21 protein-coding genes and 1 pseudogene are annotated in these 18,096 nt (G+C 69.9%); 13 read left to right on the top strand and 9 right to left on the bottom strand.

The window, feature by feature from the left end; all coding sequences use genetic code 11:
• The first annotated feature begins 9 nt into the window (after positions 1-9).
• From HS99_RS04280 to HS99_RS04310, 8 genes are all read left to right on the top strand, one after another.
• A complete protein-coding gene (locus HS99_RS04280) occupies positions 10-270 on the top strand; it encodes a hypothetical protein (protein WP_030557547.1) in 261 nt (86 codons plus the stop codon).
• Positions 267-1,247, top strand: a complete 981-nt coding sequence (locus HS99_RS04285) for a DUF5131 family protein (protein ID WP_030557545.1) — start codon at positions 267-269, stop codon at positions 1,245-1,247. Before HS99_RS04280 ends, HS99_RS04285 begins: the two co-directional genes overlap by 4 nt.
• A gap of 587 nt (positions 1,248-1,834) precedes the next feature.
• Positions 1,835-2,179 (top strand): hypothetical protein, encoded by a 345-nt coding sequence (locus tag HS99_RS04290; protein WP_030557543.1) that lies wholly within the window; start codon positions 1,835-1,837, stop codon positions 2,177-2,179.
• Between the two features lie 40 nt (positions 2,180-2,219).
• Positions 2,220-2,366, top strand: coding sequence for a hypothetical protein (locus tag HS99_RS44590; protein WP_157881788.1), 147 nt, complete (start codon positions 2,220-2,222; stop codon positions 2,364-2,366).
• A 941-nt stretch (positions 2,367-3,307) separates the two neighbouring features.
• Entirely contained in the window at positions 3,308-3,577 is a 270-nt protein-coding gene (locus tag HS99_RS04295) for a hypothetical protein (protein WP_030557542.1), read from the top strand.
• A 336-nt stretch (positions 3,578-3,913) separates the two neighbouring features.
• The gene (locus HS99_RS04300; RefSeq protein WP_030286800.1) at positions 3,914-5,068 is read left to right on the top strand and encodes a ParA family protein; all 1,155 of its coding nucleotides are present in this window, start codon (positions 3,914-3,916) and stop codon (positions 5,066-5,068) included.
• Positions 5,065-6,270 (top strand): ParB/RepB/Spo0J family partition protein, encoded by a 1,206-nt coding sequence (locus HS99_RS04305; RefSeq protein ID WP_030557540.1) that lies wholly within the window; start codon positions 5,065-5,067, stop codon positions 6,268-6,270. The genes HS99_RS04300 and HS99_RS04305 overlap by 4 nt, the downstream gene beginning before the upstream one ends.
• A 132-nt stretch (positions 6,271-6,402) precedes the next feature.
• Positions 6,403-6,738 (top strand): VOC family protein, encoded by a 336-nt coding sequence (locus tag HS99_RS04310; protein WP_167745252.1) that lies wholly within the window; start codon positions 6,403-6,405, stop codon positions 6,736-6,738.
• Between the two features lie 39 nt (positions 6,739-6,777).
• On the opposite strand, the gene HS99_RS44595 is transcribed toward HS99_RS04310, so the two are convergent.
• From HS99_RS44595 to HS99_RS04330, 4 genes are all read right to left on the bottom strand, one after another.
• Complete coding sequence (locus tag HS99_RS44595) at positions 6,778-7,038, bottom strand: hypothetical protein (RefSeq protein WP_030557537.1); 261 nt, start codon at positions 7,036-7,038, stop codon at positions 6,778-6,780.
• Positions 6,999-7,679 (bottom strand): hypothetical protein, encoded by a 681-nt coding sequence (locus HS99_RS04320; RefSeq protein ID WP_030557536.1) that lies wholly within the window; start codon positions 7,677-7,679, stop codon positions 6,999-7,001. The genes HS99_RS44595 and HS99_RS04320 overlap by 40 nt, the downstream gene beginning before the upstream one ends.
• A complete protein-coding gene (locus tag HS99_RS04325; protein ID WP_141763660.1) occupies positions 7,676-8,077 on the bottom strand; it encodes a hypothetical protein in 402 nt (133 codons plus the stop codon). The genes HS99_RS04320 and HS99_RS04325 overlap by 4 nt, the downstream gene beginning before the upstream one ends.
• Positions 8,078-8,283: 206 nt before the next feature.
• Positions 8,284-8,541, bottom strand: a complete 258-nt coding sequence (locus HS99_RS04330) for a hypothetical protein (protein ID WP_030557532.1) — start codon at positions 8,539-8,541, stop codon at positions 8,284-8,286.
• Between the two features lie 53 nt (positions 8,542-8,594).
• Here HS99_RS04330 and HS99_RS04335 point away from each other — a divergent pair, with 53 nt between their 5' ends.
• A complete protein-coding gene (locus HS99_RS04335; protein WP_030557531.1) occupies positions 8,595-8,870 on the top strand; it encodes a hypothetical protein in 276 nt (91 codons plus the stop codon).
• Between the two features lie 18 nt (positions 8,871-8,888).
• Here HS99_RS04335 and istA read toward each other — a convergent pair.
• Positions 8,889-10,370 (bottom strand): annotated as a pseudogene (istA, locus tag HS99_RS04340) (IS21 family transposase).
• A 700-nt stretch (positions 10,371-11,070) separates the two neighbouring features.
• Positions 11,071-11,964 (bottom strand): TRADD-N-associated membrane domain-containing protein, encoded by an 894-nt coding sequence (locus HS99_RS04345; protein ID WP_030557529.1) that lies wholly within the window; start codon positions 11,962-11,964, stop codon positions 11,071-11,073.
• Positions 11,965-12,262: 298 nt separating this feature from the next.
• On the opposite strand from HS99_RS04345, the gene HS99_RS04350 reads away from it, so the two are divergent.
• Positions 12,263-12,496 (top strand): DUF6303 family protein, encoded by a 234-nt coding sequence (locus tag HS99_RS04350; protein ID WP_141763661.1) that lies wholly within the window; start codon positions 12,263-12,265, stop codon positions 12,494-12,496.
• A 181-nt stretch (positions 12,497-12,677) separates the two neighbouring features.
• Here HS99_RS04350 and HS99_RS04355 read toward each other — a convergent pair whose 3' ends face one another.
• The 3 genes from HS99_RS04355 to HS99_RS04365 form a co-directional block, all read right to left on the bottom strand.
• Entirely contained in the window at positions 12,678-12,944 is a 267-nt protein-coding gene (locus HS99_RS04355) for a DUF6225 family protein (RefSeq protein WP_030557527.1), read from the bottom strand.
• 284 nt (positions 12,945-13,228) lie between these two features.
• Positions 13,229-13,828: a 2'-5' RNA ligase family protein gene (locus HS99_RS04360; protein ID WP_030557525.1), complete on the bottom strand. Its 600-nt coding sequence runs from the start codon at positions 13,826-13,828 to the stop codon at positions 13,229-13,231.
• A gap of 13 nt (positions 13,829-13,841) precedes the next feature.
• Complete coding sequence (locus HS99_RS04365) at positions 13,842-15,338, bottom strand: NsdA family TPR-like regulatory protein (protein WP_158876602.1); 1,497 nt, start codon at positions 15,336-15,338, stop codon at positions 13,842-13,844.
• Positions 15,339-15,742: 404 nt separating this feature from the next.
• On the opposite strand from HS99_RS04365, the gene HS99_RS04370 reads away from it, so the two are divergent.
• The 3 genes from HS99_RS04370 (at position 15,743) to HS99_RS04380 (ending at position 18,093) form a co-directional block, all read left to right on the top strand.
• Positions 15,743-16,111 carry a hypothetical protein gene (locus tag HS99_RS04370; protein WP_030557522.1) on the top strand — a complete coding sequence of 123 codons (369 nt, stop codon included), beginning with the start codon at positions 15,743-15,745 and terminating at the stop codon, positions 16,109-16,111.
• 430 nt (positions 16,112-16,541) lie between these two features.
• On the top strand, positions 16,542-17,297 hold the full coding sequence (locus tag HS99_RS04375; RefSeq protein ID WP_232543300.1) for an NUDIX domain-containing protein: 756 nt from the start codon (positions 16,542-16,544) through the stop codon (positions 17,295-17,297).
• On the top strand, positions 17,290-18,093 hold the full coding sequence (locus tag HS99_RS04380; protein WP_030557519.1) for a 2-keto-4-pentenoate hydratase: 804 nt from the start codon (positions 17,290-17,292) through the stop codon (positions 18,091-18,093). The genes HS99_RS04375 and HS99_RS04380 overlap by 8 nt, the downstream gene beginning before the upstream one ends.
• Positions 18,094-18,096 lie beyond the last annotated feature (3 nt).

Genomic DNA, 18,096 nt, shown 5'->3' on the forward strand with positions numbered 1-18,096 from the left:
TCCGCCCCAATGCCCCGCACGACCATGCCCGTCACCGGCGTCCACGCCGACGGAACCGCCTGCACCCACCAGGTCAACCAGCGCACCGGCCGCCCCAAGGACTCCAACAGCGACTGCCCCGGCCGCACCGGCTACGGCGCCACCTGCTCCGCCTGCGGCGAGACGGTCACCAACTACCTCAAGTTGCTCGTCACCCCCGAAGTCACCAAGCACCTTCGCCAGCACACCAGCACCGCGCCGCAGGCCGAGCCGACCGGGGAGGCGAAGTGAGCACCGGCACCAGGATCGAGTGGACCGAGGCGACGTGGAACCCGGCCACCGGGTGCGACCGCGTCTCGGCCGGCTGCGACAACTGCTATGCGCTCACCCTCGCCCGACGGCTCAAGGCCATGGGCTCGCCCAAGTACCAGGCCGACGGCAACCCGGCGACCAGCGGCCCGGGCTTCGCTGTCACCGTCCACCCCGACGCCCTGGACGAGCCGCTGCGCTGGCGCCGGCCCCGGCGGGTGTTCGTGAACTCCATGGGCGACCTGTTCCACCCCCGGGTGCCGGACGAGTTCATCGCGAAGGTGTTCGCCGTGATGGCGCGCACCCCGCAGCACACCTATCAGGTGCTGACGAAGCGCCACGACCGCCTGCGCGCCCTGCTCTCCAGGGCCGCCTTCCGGGAGACGGCCGCGCCCGGTACGGCCTGGCCGCTACCGAACGTGTGGGTGGGCGTGAGCGTGGAAGACCAGCACTGGGCTGAGATCCGCGTCCCCGCTCTGCTCGCCACTCCGGCTGCGGTCCGGTTCGTCAGCTGCGAGCCGCTGCTTGGCCCGGTCGACCTGACCCGCATTCCCTACCAGGGCGACCGCGACTACGTCCTCGACGCCCTGGACGGCCGCTACGGGGAGCGGGAGCCGCGCACCCTGTTCTCGGCCGGCCTGGCTGGCCTTGGTCAGATCGACTGGGTGATCGCCGGAGGCGAGAGCGGCCCCGGCGCCCGCCCGATGCACCCGGCCTGGGCCCGCTCCCTGCGCGACCAGTGCACCAACACCCGGCGCCCGGTCCCGTTCTTCTTCAAACAGTGGGGCGGCTGGGCGCCCAGCGGCTACGTCGGCATCGGCAACACCCAGCCCAACCATGTGCTCATCGGTGACCCTGTCGACGACCTCGGCCACCGCGAAAAGCTCGTGCGCGTCGGCAAGAAGGCCGCCGGCCGTGAGCTGGACGGCCGCACCTGGGACGAGTACCCGAACCGCTGACCCGTGGTGGCGGCCCGCCGGCCCGGCGGGCCGCCACCACGTTCTGCTCCACCATTCGCCACCACCCCCTGAAGGGAACCGCAGTGACCGACACCGACACCAGCACCCATTTCGTCCCGGCCCTGGACCAGCTGGGCAACACCATCGAAGCCGTCTGGAAGCCTGCCACCGCCACCCCCACCGAACTTGCCGAGCACGGCTTCGAGCAGCCCTACGGCCTGCCGGTGACCTGGCTGGGGAACGAGGACGACGGCCTCACCGCCTACGTCGCGCTCGGCCACCAGGTCGACCGGCGCCGCCTGCTGGCCACCGCCAACCGCATCGCCCGCAGCACCGAGGGATGGGCCAACGCCATCGACGACCCCACCCCCGGCGTGCTGTTCACGGTCCTCAACCACCCGCCCGTCGAGAAGTGGGCGGTCTTCGTCGAGCCCGCCGAGGGCACCGAGGTCAGCCACTGGCCCGGAGACGGGGCCTGGTACCTGGAGTCCGCGACGGCCGACGACCCGGCCGCCACCCCGATCACCGTCTTCGACCTCCAGCCCGTCCGCGACGACATCCACCGCCTCCACCGCCAGGTCGAGCACCTGCGCACCCGCCAGGGCCGCCGCGGCCGGCGCATCATCGCGATCTGCGGCAGCACCCGCTTCTGGGCCGAGATGGCGCAGGCCAACGCCCACCTCACCGCCCGCGGCCACATCGTCCTGGCCCCCGGCTTCAACCTCAAGGCACCGAACGGCCTGTGGGCCGACGAGACGGCCCGCGAGCAGCTCAAGCCCGAATTGGACGCGCTGCATCGCGACAAGATCCGCCTCGCCGACGAGGTCCTCGTCGTCGCCCCCGGCGGCTACATCGGCGACAGCACCCGCGCCGAGATCGACCACGCCCACCGCCTGCGCCGACCCGTCCGCTACTGGCCCCGGAACAGCTGACCCCACCCCACCCGGCACCACCGAACGAACGGAACCGCTGATGACCGCCGACCAGACCACCGACCTGCGCACCCGCACGCTGCGCGCCCTCGGTGCGCTCAGCCCGCTCGGTCACGACTGCCGCACCTGCGGCACCGTCTGGCCCGGCATGCCCCGATCCGCCTCGGCCCCAGCTGGGGCAGCCTGATCGCCACTGTGCCGCAGACCTGAACAACGGGCCCACCCCTTGGCATCAGCTGAAGGGGTTGGCCTTTGGGCGTTTCGGAACCCTCCACCCAACATCATTCTTGCCCAATTGCCCGAGAACGATCTTGGGCGGCGCAGCGCGGCAGTTTTACGGCCGTAAAACTGCCGCGCTGCGCAAGCCTCGACGGGAAGGCGCAAGCTGGACCTGTCACGACCGAGTGGCAAGCCCCGACATCCCTGCGCTTCGGCGGTCTCGAGGAGCGCTCGCACGAGCTGGCGCGCGGTCGGGGCCGGAGCCACTCCGAGCCGGGTGCCTGGCGGGGCAGAGGGGGGCTGTTGGGTTTCGGCAGGACGGTCAGTGGGCTCCCGACCATCCTGCTCCGGCGCGCCCGTCTCCTCGGCCGATGGGCCCGAAGGAGCGACCGGTGTTGCCCGCTGACGCCACCTACGGTGCCGCAGCGGAGGCGCCCGCCGGGTCCGTTCCCCCGGCTGCGACATCGGCTCCCTGTGTTGTCCGCGGACAACATCCTGGGCGCTTCGCACTGCGCGATGCGCTTGACCGCTCCTCCTTGATCTGTTCTTCGAAGGCGAGGAGGTCGTCGACGGTCAGCTACTTGTTGTCCGTGAAGGCGCGGGCCAGACGCCGGCCGTAGCGCTCGGCCATGACTGCTCGCACCTGTGGCGCGATCTGGCCCGCGACCCGCAGTCCCCACTCAGGACACGCCACCGGTGCCCAGACCACCACCTTCGCGCGACCCGCATCTCCAATGGCCCGCTTCCCGGCATCTGCTGGCGAAGCGGGCCTCTTGCGTGTCCGGCCGGCCTGCGGCTCACAGACCTCTGGGGTCCGTCGTGTGGCTGAAACGGCGGTCTTGCCCGGCTCTACGCCTGGCCTCACCGTGCACACAGGGCCCGCACGCGGCCCAGGTGAGGAGACGACTCATGCCCACCAACCCGACCGCCACCACAACTACTGTCTCGCTCCGTGCCCGAGCCCGCGCTTGGCAGGGCATCGCTTTGGGCTGCATCGCGGTCGCGCTCCAGCGCACCGTCGCGGGCGCCGGGATCCGACAGAAGTACAAGGCTCATCGTGACCGCCTTATCCGCGCCGCCCTGCGTCGGGACGTCCCGATTCACCGCCTCGCCGAACAGCTGCGCCTGGCTCCCGCAACGATCCGTGCCATCAACCGGGGAGAACGGACCGCAGAGTAGTCGTCAGTCCTGCCGGTTGGACGTGCCGCTCCGCGAACCCGTCTGCGAAGGTTCCGCTCCTCTTGTCGGGAGCGGGGTCTTCGGCGTTTCGATCCCGAATGTTGTCCGCGGACAACGTCCCTAGGGGCACGGCTCCGTCCCCTGTTCGTGTTGTCCGCGGACAACACAGATGTCCGCGGGACGTCACTTGCAGTGGGTTGATCCGGTTGGTAGCGGCCGATGTTGTCCGCGGACAACATCGGCGCGGCAGAGGAAGATCTCGGAATCGGATGGAAAGTCTGAATTGCCCTGTGTCAGGTGGGCTGACATAGGGCCAGAGGTTAGTAAACTCCCCCCATGACCGCACCATCCATGCCCGATGACCGGGACAAGGTAGTTACCAAACTCCCTCAGCAGTTGCGCAGGGAGCTGAAGATCCGCGCCGCTACCGTCGGGATCCCTATCCAGGACGCTGTCACCCAGGGCATCCAGGCATGGCGGGAGGCCGCTCACCCGCTCGACCTGATCGACACCGCCCGCTCCGACTCGTTCTCCACCTACGTTCCCTCCGCGCTGTACAAGGGCTTCCGCGAGGACTGCTCGGGCCGTGGACTCCCGTACAACCAGGGCCTCGCCCAGGCGATTCGACTGTGGCTGGACGCCAACCCGCTTCCCCACCGCAGCCGTCCGCAGACCGGAGCCCGGCGGGTGGCCTTCGGCAACCAGAAGGGCGGCGTCGGCAAGACGGCCATGTCCGCCGGAGTCGGCCAGGCACTAGCCGAGATGGGCTACCGGGTCTGCCTGGTCGACTTCGACCCCCAGGGCCACCTCACCAAGCAGTTCGGCCACGATCACCTCCCCATCAAGGGCGACAGCCTCGTCAAGAACATGTGCGGCGAACGCCAGGCTGACCTGCGCGACCTGCTCATCGAGATCCCTGGCGAGACGTTCGGAGATCGCCTGCACCTCTTGCCGGCCTGCACCGACGGCTTCCTCCTCGACGCCAAGCTCGTCTCCTCGCGAGAGATCCGCGTCAAGGAGACCGCACTCGAGAAGGCCCTCACCGCCGTCGAGCGCGAATTCGACTTCGTGATCGTCGACTGCCCTCCGAGCCTCGGCTACGCGATGGACAACGCGATCTACTACGCGCGCACCCGTGAGGGCGAGCCCGAGGGTAGCTCCGGGATCGTGATCCCGGTGCAGGCCGAGGACTCCTCCGCCGACGCCTACACCCTTCTGCGTGAGCAGATCGACTCCCTCTGCGACGACCTCGACATCCAGGTGTACGACCTGGGCTTCGTCGTCAACCTGTATGACGTCCGCAAGGGGTACGTCGTGACCTCCTCTCTCGACGCCTGGAAGAGCCTCGGCCACCCCGAGGTGATCGCTGTCGTGAATGACCTGAAAGACCAGCGCGAGGCCGTGCGGATGAAGACGCCGCTGCTCGTGCACGCACCCGACAGTGACCAGGCCGAGGTCATGCGCGACATCGCGAGGAGGATCGCCCGATGAAGGCAGCCGACCGACTCGGAACCGGAGGCGCGTTCGGGGCCATCAGCCGCACACCCCGCAGCGAGCGGGGTCGGGCCAAGGCCCAGGCCGAAGGGTCAATCCCGGACTACGAGATCCAGCGCATCCCCTTGGCCAGGGTCGCTCTGTGCCCGATGAACCCGCGTCGCTACTACGGCACCGAAGAGCAGCGCGAAGCACTCGGGCAGAGCCTGGCGAAGAAGCAGACCACGGCCTGTGTCGCGGTAACCCGCGCCGCCTACCTCGCCTTGTGGCCAAGTCATGTGCGCCTCATCAGCGAGGAAGCCGAATTCGTCCTCCTCAACGGCGAGCGTCGTTGCCGCTCCGCTGCGCAGGTGGGGCTCGAGGTTCTCGACTTCGTGGTCCGTGACGACCTGGCGACCAGCCCGGCCGACTTCATGGACTACCTCATGGCCGAGAACGAGGACCGCGAAGACTTCAACATCATCGAGCGGGCCATGGGCCTCGAGCAGCTCCTCAAGGCCTGTGACGGCAACGCCGCCGAGGTCGCCCGCCGCCGTGGCCGCGACCGATCCTGGGTGGGCAACCAGATCCTCCTCCTGACCCTCCCCTCTGCGATCCAGGACCGGCTGGCAAGCGGCGAGATGGCCGAACGCTACGGCCGGCGCCTGGCCCGGGCCTACAAGGACGACAAGTCGTTGACCACCGACGACCTCCTGGCCCTCGAAGAGCGGCTCAAGGAGGAAGAGCGCGCCAAGCGGATCGCCTCACGAGATGCTCTCAAGATGTTGTCCGCGGACAACATCCCTGCCGCGCTCGCACAGCCCGCTGTTGCTGAGCCGCCGCAGGCCTCCGTGTTGTCCGCGGACAACACGGGGCCAGCGAGCGCGTCGACAGGGAGAGAAGCTCCGGCAGCGGCGGCCGCATCGGAGCGGAAGGTGTTGTCCGCGGACAACACGAGGCAACCCGTGGCGCTGCCGGACGGGCAGACTGACGCGCTGGTGGTGCCTGCTAAGCAGAATCCTGCCGGTAGTCCTGTCGACTTTCAGCAGGCCCCGCTGCCAAGGCAGACGCCCGCCCCGGATCCAGTGCCTTCCCTTACTGCGTACCAGCTCGTACGAGCGCTTGGAGAAACCGTCGAAGAGCAAGCCGCGACCCTTCGCGCGGGGCTGGACACTGATGGGTTCCGCGCCCTGCTCGAAGCATTGCACTCTCACGCCTAGGTCCGCTTGATCTTCATCCCGCACCGCTCTCGATGTTGTCCGCGGACAACACGTGGCCCGGCGTCCGCCGGGGCCGGAGACTCCAGCGAGGACACTTTGGAGGAGCCTGTGTTCAACAGCGTTCGTATCGTGATGACCTTCGCCGCGGACCCCGAGGCGTCGGCCCGGTGGTGGGGCGAACTCCTGGACGTCCCGGTGAAGGTCGACGTGAGCGACAGCGGGGCGGTCTACGCCTGGGTGGAGCACGACGGGGTCGAGCTGGGCTTCCACCCGGCGGACGACAAGCGCAACCCCCGGGGCGGCAGCCCGGTCGTGTACTGGGGCGTGGACGACGTCGACCGGGCCCGGGAACGGCTGTTGGCGGCGGGCTGCGAGCACCACCGCGGCCCGCTGACCATCGAGCGGGTCCGGCGCATCGCCCAGCTGCGCGACCCGTTCGGCACGATCGTTGGCATCGAGGGCCCGTAGAACGCGCCGAAGGCCCGGTGCCCCGCTGGCCACCAGGGTTCAGCGGGGGGCCGGGCCTTCGGCGTTCACCGGTCCAGGCCGTGAAGGTTTTTCAACCCGGTTGCCGCCGCGTACGCGCACAGGGCGGACTTCAACGAGCGGGCCGTCCAGGCGGCGCCGGGCCGAGGCGGCGTCCAGGTAGAGGCCCAGCACCCGGTCCGGGCTGGTGTCGTGTCCGGCCTGGCGCAGGACGGCGGGCAGGGTGAGGTCGATCAACCCGGTCACGTCCGGGCGCACGCTCTCCACGTCGAGCAGCACCACCTCGCCGTCCGAGCGCCGGTGCAGGTGTTCAGGCTTGAGGTCGAGGTGGCCCAGTGGCACCAGGTACGGGCCGTTGGCGTCCAGGTGCGCGGCCAGCACCTCGCTGTACGCGCCCGGGTCCGCCATCCAGGCCGGGGCCGGGGCGCGCCGCAGGACGGCGAGTGTGAAGCCTCGGCGGCCTCGTCGGACAGCCGCAGCGAGGCCGTGAGCACGGCGACGACGCGTTCGACCAGCAGCGCGGGCATCTGCGGTCCGCTCCAGTCGGCCGCCTCCGGCAAGTACTCCAGCAGCAGCGACAGTGAATCCTCGCCTTCCGCGTACAGCCGGGCGACGGGGGCGGTGTCGGACAGTAGCGCGTACGCCAGCGTCTCCCCGGCGTAGGCGGCCGGATCGTCGGGGAGCTTGAGGACCAGCGAGCCCTCCGGCGGCGACCGGTGCACCGCGAACACCGCCGCGGTGTACCGGGCGCTGAGCACGCTGACCCTGCCGGTCACGCCAGGGTGGTCGGCAGCGAGCGCCTGGCGAGCGCGCACGAGCAGGTCGACGGGGTCGGTGGGCATCGGGGTGGCCAGCCACCCGGCCGGGCGGATGCGGGCCAGGCCCGTCAGCGCCTCGGCGGCGGTGGCCGGAGCCGTCGTCACCGGGTACCCGCCGGGGCGGTGATGCCAGCGGCCATGGTGGCGTAGGACAGGGCGGCGAGGTCGGGGCGCTGGTGCTCGCCGTAGATGCCGAAGAAGGCGTAGACGAGGCTGTCCAGCGGGCGGCCGATGTGCCAACACTCCATCGCGCCGCCAGCCACGTCCCACACCTGCAAGCGGCCGGTGATCAGGGCCAGGTAGTCCTGGAAGAACATCTCGGCGCCGAACGGGTAGGCGGCCATCGCCTCCTCACGGCCGGTCGCCTCGGCCTGGACGAAGTCGGCGGTGGTGACGTCCCAGGCGAACTGCAAGAGCCCACCGGGGCCGTCCTTGCGCCGCAGCACCGCACGGTGCGCTCCAAGCGGGCCAGAGAGGTACTCGTGGATGCTGCACGCCAGCATGCCGGTGCCGGTGGCTCATCGGCGAGCGGGGACAGCTCGACCGTGCCGGGATCGGCGAGGAACGCGGCGTGCGCGACCAGCGCCTCGTACTCGAAGTCGTCGTCGATCCGCACCCACCCGACCCGGTCGGACCTCACCTTCTCCGCGGGCGAGGCCGGGACGGTAAGCCGCTCGCCCGGGCGCGGGCCGTGGACGTGGAAGAGGTTTTACAGGCCGTTGGCGGCCTCGGCCATCTTCGGGTGATCGGAGTACAGGAACGGGCCATGCAGGGAGGCCGGGGGCAGGAAGCCGTTGCCGCACAGCGCCACGTCCTGGACGCCGTCGAGCGGGGCGAGGACGTCCAGCAGCAGCTGGTTGAGCACGCTCAGGCCGGTCTTGTGCCGGGTGCCGTCCACCCCGGGCAGCAGGTTGACCGAGGAGGCAGGCATGCCGGGCGGCACGATCTGGGAGTTGTTGGAGACCACCGCGGCGGGGGCACGGGCTCCTTGCTGTCCTGGGCGTCGGGTAGGTTGCCCGGATGACTGACATGGATCCGTTGGTGCCCGTTCTCGCCGGGCTGGTCGTCGACACCGTCTGGCTTCTCGACAGCTGTGAGGACGACGAGGTGGATCCCGACTCCGCGGTGAAGATGATGGAGAGCGTCGCGGGGGTGCTTCAGCGGCTGCCGGAGGACCAGCTCGGCCGGTTCCTGCGGACGCTCCGGGGCCTGGCCGAATCCGAGTCGGACCCGCAGCGGCGGGAGTTCCTGGAGTCTTTCCCCGGTGCTTGCGGTCTGGTCGAGGACGAAGACTGAGGCTTGGCCGGGGCCGGCTCAGTTCGACCCGAATCCGGACCAGGCCGAGGTGCCCGGCTGCAGGCTGTGGGTTTCGCTGCGGCGGATCGGCTCGACCGGGTCGTGCTCGCCCTGGTGGCCCAGGATCGACAGCAGGTCGCCCTCGGCGAAGCGGCCCACCGTCGCGGCGGTGCCCAGCGCCCGGTCGACGTCCGCGGTGCCGTGCAGTTTGGCCAGTGCGATGGCATCGGCCATCTTCGCCCGGATCCGGCGGGTGCCGGCCGCTGCGGCCTCGATGAGCCAGGCCGCCGCCCCGGGCCCGATCGCGAGGAACTGGGCCTCGGCCGGGTTGGTCGGCTTCGGCGTGCGTTCCCCCCCGCGGAGCATCGGGGTAGTGCTCGTCGGCGATGCGCGGGTTGCCCGGGGTGGAGCGGGCGTGCCGGGCGACCTCGACCGTGCCGCCCGCGGCCATCGCGGTCACGATCAGGTCGTCGCCGTGGAAGCGGACCCAGACGCTCTCCTCGACGAGCTCGTGCGGGACTGAGTAGCGCACTGAGTTGACCGAGATCGTCGAGTCCTTGCCGACCCGGCGGCTATCGCCGAACGCGGCGGTGAACGGCTGCTCGGGCACCGGGTGCAGCCGCAGCCGTTCCTCGGCCAGCAGCTCGGTGGGGATCCGGCGGGTCTCGCGGTGGACTCGGTTATTCACCTCCGCCATGAACGCCTCGCAGGCTTCCTGAAGCTCGGCGAAGCCGGCGTACTCGGCCCGCAGGTTCACCTGCGTAGGCACCAGGTCCCGCTTGGCGATCCTCACCGGCGACTCGGTCCCGCCCTTAGACGCCGGGTCGGCCGGCATGCAGGACCGCACCACCGTGCCGTAGTGGCGGGCGATCGGCACCAGCTCGGGGTTGCGGACCGCGATCCGAGCGACGTGCTCGACCGTGGCCGTCTTCTCGTTGTCGGTCAGGCAGTAGGTCGGCACCCTCCCAGCGTGCGGAACGTCGCGTCCAGGCAGGCCGCCACCGTCGGCAGGGTCTTGTCGAACACCGGGATGACAACCCGGAACCGGGACCAGGCCAGCCACGCGCACCGCAGGCTGGTGCGTCTTCCGTCGATGCGCGGGCCCTCGCCCCAGTCCCACTGCAGCCACATTGCCGGCTCCGGTATCCACGGGCGGAAGACCCTGTGGTTCCCGGCCCGGTAGGACTCCTTCTCCGCTGCCACGGCCCGGCGGGTGGTGCGGTCGGTGCCGGTGAAGCCCATCGCGGCGATTTTCTTGTGAACAGCGTCGGCACCGACCCGGCCGCGGGAACGCTCGACCAGTTCCTCGACCTTCGGCAGGAAGTCGTCGATCAGCTTCGACCGCACCGCGCGCTCGGTCGGGTCGACCCCCTGGCCCCGGAGCTGGACATAGCGCCGAACCGTGTGGTGGTCGCAGCCGGCCAGCTCGGCCGCCTTCCGGCAACTCCCGGTGAGGTCGTACGCCCCAAGAATCTCCATGATCTCCTCATCGCTCTTCACCATGCCCACTGTGCGTTACTGGCTTGGTGGGTCAGCGGGGAGATCAGCTGTCCGCTACTGGGGAGGTTTCCTGTCCGCCAGCGGGGAGACCAACTGACCGCCGTTGGGGAGTCTGCCGCGTCCGCTGACAAGGTGTCAGCATCGGCCATACCGGGAGTATCCCGTTCGGTGCTTTCTGCTCAGGGGAATGCGCCGCCGCCATCAATGCCGTGTTGGCCGCGATGTCAGCACCACCCTGCTCCCGCCCCTTGCGTAGGCCCGCTCACCTCTCGCCGCCCTCATCGTCAGCTGCATGCCCATCTCGACTGGGCCCAGGCCGGTAGCGACCGTGGGGAGGGAGGTGCAGCCAGCGGTCGGGGACCAGGGCGAGGCCGGGAACCTCGGCCAGGGCGTGGCGGTAGTCGGCGGCCAGGCGGTGGACGCCGTCGAAACGTTTACTTGGGTCTTTTATGTTCAGACCGTCCGGCGTCGAAGCGTGGCTGGCGTGAAAATCACTCTCACCGGCGGTGCCGTGCACAAGACCCAGGCACCAGAACCACCCCTACACCCGCACCGAGGCAGAGGTCCTCATCCCGGTCACCGCCGCCCTGTTGACAGTCTGAGCCCCACAGCGAATGCCCCCGATCACCGCGGTCGGAGACACCGTTGCGTCTGGCAGTGCGAGAGGTGTGGGTTCTCGTCTACGCTGGCGTCTTCGCTCTCATCTGTCTTCCGAATCGACTCGGAGAATGTCAGCGGTCTGGCGGTGATCAAGTCGCTCCAAGCTCGCAATGAGGGTGTTGACCAAGTGCAGCTGGGCCTCGCCTCGCCGGTCAGGACTTTCGATGGAATCGAGCAGTTCTCGGACGATGGCGACTCGCTCGTTCGCCATAGAGCCCGCCTGCAGCCGAGCGGCTTGGTCGGACACGGAGTTGCGGGAGCGGTTGGCCTGGTAAAGGAAGATCCCGGACAACAGGTTGGATACTACGCCGGAGGCAGCTGCGAGCGCGCCAGAGTCGATTTTTGTGCTGCTTTCGCTGTTGAGGATGGCGAAGGCGACACCACCGATCATGACGATGCCGCCCAGGCACAGGAAAACGATGCTCACCCAGAAGATCACTCTGGCCTGCGAGATCCCCTGAACATAGGAATCCTCAAGGATCCGCTCCTGCTTCTCGGCGTGCCGAGACGACGTAAGCGACTGCACATAGGGCGAGTTGATCTGGCTCGGATCGGAGAGGTGGACATGTATGGACGCCTCCCCCTCCGCATGGAAGCGAGGCGCCTGACCAATCACCCCGCGTGCCCGCTCGCGCTCGCGCCGTTCTAGAAGCCTCAAGGCGTCGAAGGCCAACCAAAGCACTCCGACAACGATCACGATGTAGCCGAGAGTCTGAACCCACTGGCCTAACTGCGCGCCCCGGTTATCCCAGCGGAGGAAGAATGCTTCCATGTTGAGCAGATCACTGAGGTAAACGATAAGGAATCCGCCGAGGATTAGTCCCAGCCGCTTGACGAGCGAGCGGTGTGAAAGCAAAGGGGTAACCGGCGGGTCCTCATCCGCCGGTAAGCCCTCCACTTCCTCGCCCCGAACGGCCTCTCCTGCGTCTGCCATCCCACCCTCCCTGCGGTGACGACTTCCGGGCCTTCCGCCAAGTGTGGCTGGCCACTTCGCCACCGTACCGGGTCACCGGGAACTGCGGTCCTTCCCGGAAGATGGGATCTCGAAGGGCTGACTGGCCACTGCGACGGCCAGTTATCGCCGTTGTTGAGAACGCCAAGTGCCCCCAGACCACCAGGTCGGGGGCATCGTGCTGTCCGAACTCGTCGACAAGGTGCGAGGGGTACAGAGGTGCGTGATCACGCGCTGATCTGTTCTCGGCGACCGTCTGAGGCTGGGTAGGGTCGGCCCGGTGACGACGACCTCCAGCAACTACCGAGCAACCATGGGCGCCACCCCGACCGGGGGCTGGCACCTGTTCATCACGAAAGACGGCAGCACCACGAAGCACGAGCACTTCTTCGACGGCCCACCGCTGCCCAGCCGGGCCCAACGGGTCGCAGCCCTCGCCCACCTCGGCTACCGCCTGGCCGACGCCTCCTACTGGACCTCCGCGACCCGTCCGGCCGACGCCGCCACGGCGTAACACCGCGCGCCGCCGCGAGGAACTCGCGGCACCGTGGGGGACAGTGGCCCCGGTCCGAACCCCCGAGCGGGCCGGGGCCGCCGTCGCAGCAGCAGGGTCGGTCTGGCGGGCGCTGCCGCTGGCACAGGGCAGCGTGCCAGGAGGGCTCCTGAGGTCCGGGTAGCCGCCTGCAGTGGAGCTGTCAGTCCAACACGTCGTAGGTTCCTGCTGGCCAGTCCGCGAACAGCGTGTACTCGACCTCGGTTCGCTCCGGCGCGCCGTCGTCGCCGGCCCACTCGATGGGTTCGCAATCGACCAGGACGTGGTCTTGGTATCCGTCGAAGTCGCCCGGGTCGGACGCAACACCGATGTGGATGGGTGCGTCGTCGGGGAGGTCCTTGATCGCTTCTCGGAGGCGTCCAGCTGTCCAGACCTCGGGCGAATGAACGTAGGTGTCAGTGTCGGCCATACCGTGAGTATCCCCCTTCGGTGCCCTCTGGTCAGGGTGAATGCGCCGCCGCCATCAGTGCCGTGTCGGCCGCGATGTCAGTACCACCCTCCTCCCGCCCCTTTCGTAGGCCCACTCACCTCTCGCCGTCCTCATCGTCAGCCGAGACGCTCATCTCTACTGGGCTGTGGCCGGTGGCGACCGCTTCGAACTGCAGAAGGCTGTTCAGGAGAAGGCTGCGTAGTCCCCGCCCGCGAGGTGCCCCGTCAAACGCCGGGGGCACCTCGCTGTGCAACAGGACTTCGTCAGCCGAGCGGCACGCGCGCGGCCGTCTCCCATTCGTACATTTGCCGGTCGCGGTTGAGGATGATGAGCTCGGCCGCGGCGATGCGGGCGGTGGCCGGGTAGGTGGTCACGTGGGCGAGAGCGTCGGCGGCGGGTCGGGCCGGGCCGTCGGCGCTGGAGTAAGCGACGGAGACGTGGGGGCGGAAGCCGTCGGCGGACTCGGGGACCTTGGGCCAGACGTCGGCGATGGCGACGCGGATGGCCGAGCGAACGGCGTGGACGGGCTCGGCCGGATCGACGGTGAGGAGCAGGGCCTCGGGGGTGACGATCGCTGGTCCCAGTGCGAGGTCGAACGGCGGGATCTTTGCGAGGTGATGGGCGGCGGCGTCGGCGATGGCGCGGGCGGCGGTCTCGCTTACCTCGGCGGTGGAGCCGAGACCCTGCATGGTGAGGTGCAGCCAGCGGTCGGGGACCAGGGTGAGGCCGGGAACCTCGGCCAGGGCGTGGCGGTAGTCGGCGGCCAGGCGGTGGACGTCGTCGGCGCCGTCGAAGACGAGGTGCCAGGTGTACCAGCGGGTGCCCGGGGCCCAACCGGGCCGCCACCACCAGTGATCGGCCATGCGCGTAGGACTGTCAGTCATGGTCGCTGATCCAACCATCGGTCGGGGCGGAGAGGGAGAGGGCCAGGGCGGCCTCGCGGACGGCGGTTTCTACGACGTCCTGCAGGCGGCGTCCGGTGGCGCTGTCACCCATGGGCGATCCGGCGGCATCTCGGGCGAGGTCGCGCAGGCGCTGGCGGACGGGGGCGGTCCGGTGTTCGGCAGGCAGGGCGAGGACGGGGGAGAGCGCTTCGAGGATGCCGTCGGGCTCATCGGCGAGCAGGTGGGCACCGGCGCGGGTGATGTGCAGCTGGGCCACGGTCCCGAGGGGGCGGACGGCCTGCCGCTGGAGCGCGGCCAGTCCGCAGTCGGCGTAGGCGAGGGCCTGGGAGGGGGAGCCTGCGCGCAGGTGGACGGCCGCTCCGTAGTTGGCAAGTCGGCCCGCCGGGCAGCTGAACAGCCCTGCGACCTCGTCGTGGATCACGCTGGAGAGGTCGAGCGCGGCGGCGTCCTCGGCCCGGCCAAGGGCGGCCTTGGCCTGGGATCGCGCGCCGACCTCGGCCCACGCATCGGCGGCCTGGCAATGGAGCAGCACGGTGACGGTCCCGCTCGCCTGGAAGACGGTGCCGTGCTCGGCGTGCTGGATGGCCGCACGGAACTGCCCGTCCCAGAAGGCGAGTTTGCTGCGGGTGGCGGCGACCCAGGCGTGCAGGCCTGGGTCGGCGGCCATCTCGGCGGCCACCATAGCGGCGCGGGCGTGGGTCTCGGCCTGGCGCTTGTGCCCGAGGTCGCTCGTCATCCAGGCCATCATCGCGGCCAGATAGCCAGCGGTCGTGAAGAGCTTTTGACGCTGCTCCAGGTTCTGGTGCCCGTACAACAGCTCCCAGACCCGGACGAGCGACGCCCGGGTCTTCCCGAAGATCAGCAGCGGATCCTCGGCCATCAGATAGTCGGCAGCGAAGCCGCGGGCGTCGGCGGCGTACTGCTCCACCGAGACGGGGCCGCAGTTGGCCACCTCGGCCCACTGCAGCCACTCTGCCGACTCGTCGGCGGCGGTGCGGATGAGTTCGGTGCCGGTGAGCGGTACGTCGGGTGGTGGGGGTACTGGCGCCGGGGCGGCGACGTCCGGGTCACCGGGGGCCTGGTGTCGCAGTAGTCGCAGGTCGGACTCGGGCAGGGCCCGGCGGTCCTCCAAGTCGAGCAGGTCGTCCAGTGAGGCCCCGTAGAGCTCGGCGAGGACGGTGAGTGCCGGCAGGGTGACCCGCCGCCCGGTCGACGCCGGCCACCGCTCCCACTTGCCGAGGAGGGAGGCGTCCGTCGCGGGCCCGGCGGCGCCGACGACGTTGTTGAACCGGTCGGCCGCCTCCTGAAGGGTCCAGCCGTGCGCGTGCCGCCAGGCCTCGCGCGGACGGCAGCCGAAGCGGGCGCGCATCTCGGCGGCGATCGTCGTAAGGGGGGCGCCGATGGCGAGGAGTTCGGTCCGGAGGACATCGCGGTCCGATTTTGAGCCTGGTTTGGGGCGTGGAGGCATGGGGGCTCCCGAACGGGGTGTGGAGCGGCCTGACCACCTCACGGTAGCGACCCTAATACGCCACATGGGTCACACTCTGCGAATCCGAGGTGACGCCCTGTCCGCATTTCGGCCGCGCTGGGGAGCATTCCCGCAGGTCGACCAGCTGACGCCCTGTCCGGAAAAGCTGGGCGCCGCTGCCCGTGACCAACGCGGGTCGCGAGCGGGACCGTAGTAGCCCGAACGCATCGCTTCCCCTGGGCAGGTCATCAATGACGACTACCGCCGTCGCCTCTGTGCGGCCGACTCCTCGCTCCGACGATGTGGCTCTCCGCCGATCGGCCGGCCGACGAGTTCCGCTGTCGGCGCAGCTATGGCTCGTCGCCGCCTGTGGCGAGCACCGCATCACGAAGCTTCTGGGCTGGGTGGGCGAGCCCGACGGGCTGCTCCTGCTGCCCTGCGGGGTGATGTGGGATGTCGTGCGGATGCCCGAGCGGCTGGGTCTGGCCGCTCTCCAGGCGCTGATCAGCGATCCGACGCAGGAGACGGGGCCGGTGCTGCACGACCGGTCTGCCGGGCTCGTCTACGTGTTCATCGACCTGGACAGCGGGATCAGCTGGAGCGAGCGGTACTCGGACGTACGGCTGCTGACCACCGGAGCTCACCTCGCCACGCCGTCGCCGGACACCCCCTGGCTGAACGCCCAGGTCGTGTGGGCTTTCCTGCCGCCGACGCCTCAGCCGACCAATCCGACCCGGCTCGCAGCCGCCCTCGACACGCTGACCGCCACCTGACACCTCCACAGCCCCGTGCACGGCCGACGACGGACCCCCCTTTGGTCGGGCACCGTCCGAGCAGGCCCCGGCCTCCGTCCCCCGCGGGGAGACGGGCCCGCTCCCCACCCCATGCCGACCTCGGCTCCGTAGCCAAGGACAACCCGGACGCGTCCTGAAGCGCCTCCTGCACACGCCAGGTGAAGCGGTTGTTGACGGCGCCGGGGTTGATACGGCGCCGCACCGGCACCCCGCTGGTCCCCCCAAGGTCCTGACCAGCACCCCCGAACTCCGCCCGCAGCCCCACGGTAGGCACACCGGCCGGGCGGACCCGGTGCCGGCCGCACGGACCCCACGCCGCGCGGCCGGCATCACCACTTCTGCCACGTCCCCAACGTTGCGCGAGAGGAAGCACCGTGATGGAGCACAGAACCGGAAGGAACCACCCACGTTGACCACCGAATCCATCTCCGCCCAGCAGGCCGTCGAGGTTCTGGCCGCCACCCGGCTGCAGCTGGTCGAGACCGAAGCCCCCGCACTGTCGGCCGAGCATGAAGACGCCATGGACCGGGTCTGGGAGCAGGCCACCCGCGCGAACCCGTCGCTGTTCGACGGGCCGACCGCGGTGTGCACGGCGCTGGCCCGACAGGGCCAGGCGGTAGAGCTCACCTGGGCCCGCACCACGTACCGACGCTTCGCGCTCCGTCGTGTCCCCGGCGCCCCGGTGGTCTCGTCAGTGTTCGTGACCGTCGCGCAGCCGGTGGAGGACGGGCGACTGGTCATCGGGCGGATGTCCGAGTCGACCGCCGCGCCGGGCCGGTGGCAGCTACCGGGCGGCAACGTCGAGCCCCCGCAGCAACCGGCGCAGGCCCTGGACGAGGCGGAGCTCCGCCGCCAGGGCGCGAAGGAGCTGGCCGAGGAGGTCGGCGTACACACCGACCCGGACGACCTCACGCTGCTGGCGCTCACGCGCGGCGAGAACGGCAACATCGGGGTGCACTACCTCGCCCCGGTGCTGCCGGAGCGGACCGTGCGGGCGCAGTTCGCCGGCCTGGTGGACTCCGAGATTTCCCAGGGCAGGACCCCGGAGCTGGACCAGATCACGCCGGTGGAATCCGCGAAGGCGCTGGAGCTGGTCGACGGCCAGCACGTCGACTACCTCGCGCCCCTGCTGGACCGGTACACCGCCGGGAGGTCCGATGAGTGAGCACGGCCGTACCGCTGTCGGCGTCCTGGAGGGCGACGCGGCGCGTGAACTGCGCGCCGCCGAGCTCTCCGGGATCCCCACCCAGACCATGGCCGGACGGTTTCAGGACCTGACCCTGGAGCAGGCGTACCGCATCCAGCGCCACGGCGTAGATCTGCGGACAGCTGCTGGAGCAACGCCGGTGGGCCACAAGATCGGCCTGACCTCGCTCGCCATGCAGCAGCAGATGGGCGTCAGCGAGCCGGACTCCGGCGTGCTCCTCGCCGACATGGCCGTGCCCTGCGGCGCAGACCTCCCAATGGGGCTGTTGCTGGCCCCCCGCGTCGAAGCCGAGATCGCAGTGCGGATCGGCGCCGACCTGGCCGGCCCGGACGTCGACCTGGCCGCCGCCCGGGCTGCGGTGTCCGAGGTGTTCCTGGCCCTCGAAGTCATCGACACCCGGTACGGCGACTGGCGGATCGCCCTCGTGGACAGCGTCGCCGACAACGCCTCAGCCTCCCGGTTCGCGCTCGGCCCCGCAATGGCCGCCGACCGTCTCCCGGACCTCGGCGACGAGTACGTTGAGGTCCGGGTCGATGGCACCCTCTCCGCCTCCGGCCACGGCCGCGACGTACTCGGCGATCCCCTCCTCCCGCTGGTCTGGCTCGCGCAGCGGCTCACAGCCCTCGGGGGCGGCCTGAGCGCCGGGGATCTGGTCCTGCCCGGCTCGGTGCACGCGAGCCTCCCTCTGCGCCCAGGAGTGACGGTCGAAGCGTCCTCCGCGCACCTTCCCCCGGTGTGGTTCCGGGCGCTCTGACGC

Origin of the sequence: Kitasatospora aureofaciens (assembly GCF_001188955.3) — a bacterium.
Taxonomy (GTDB): domain Bacteria; phylum Actinomycetota; class Actinomycetes; order Streptomycetales; family Streptomycetaceae; genus Kitasatospora; species Kitasatospora aureofaciens.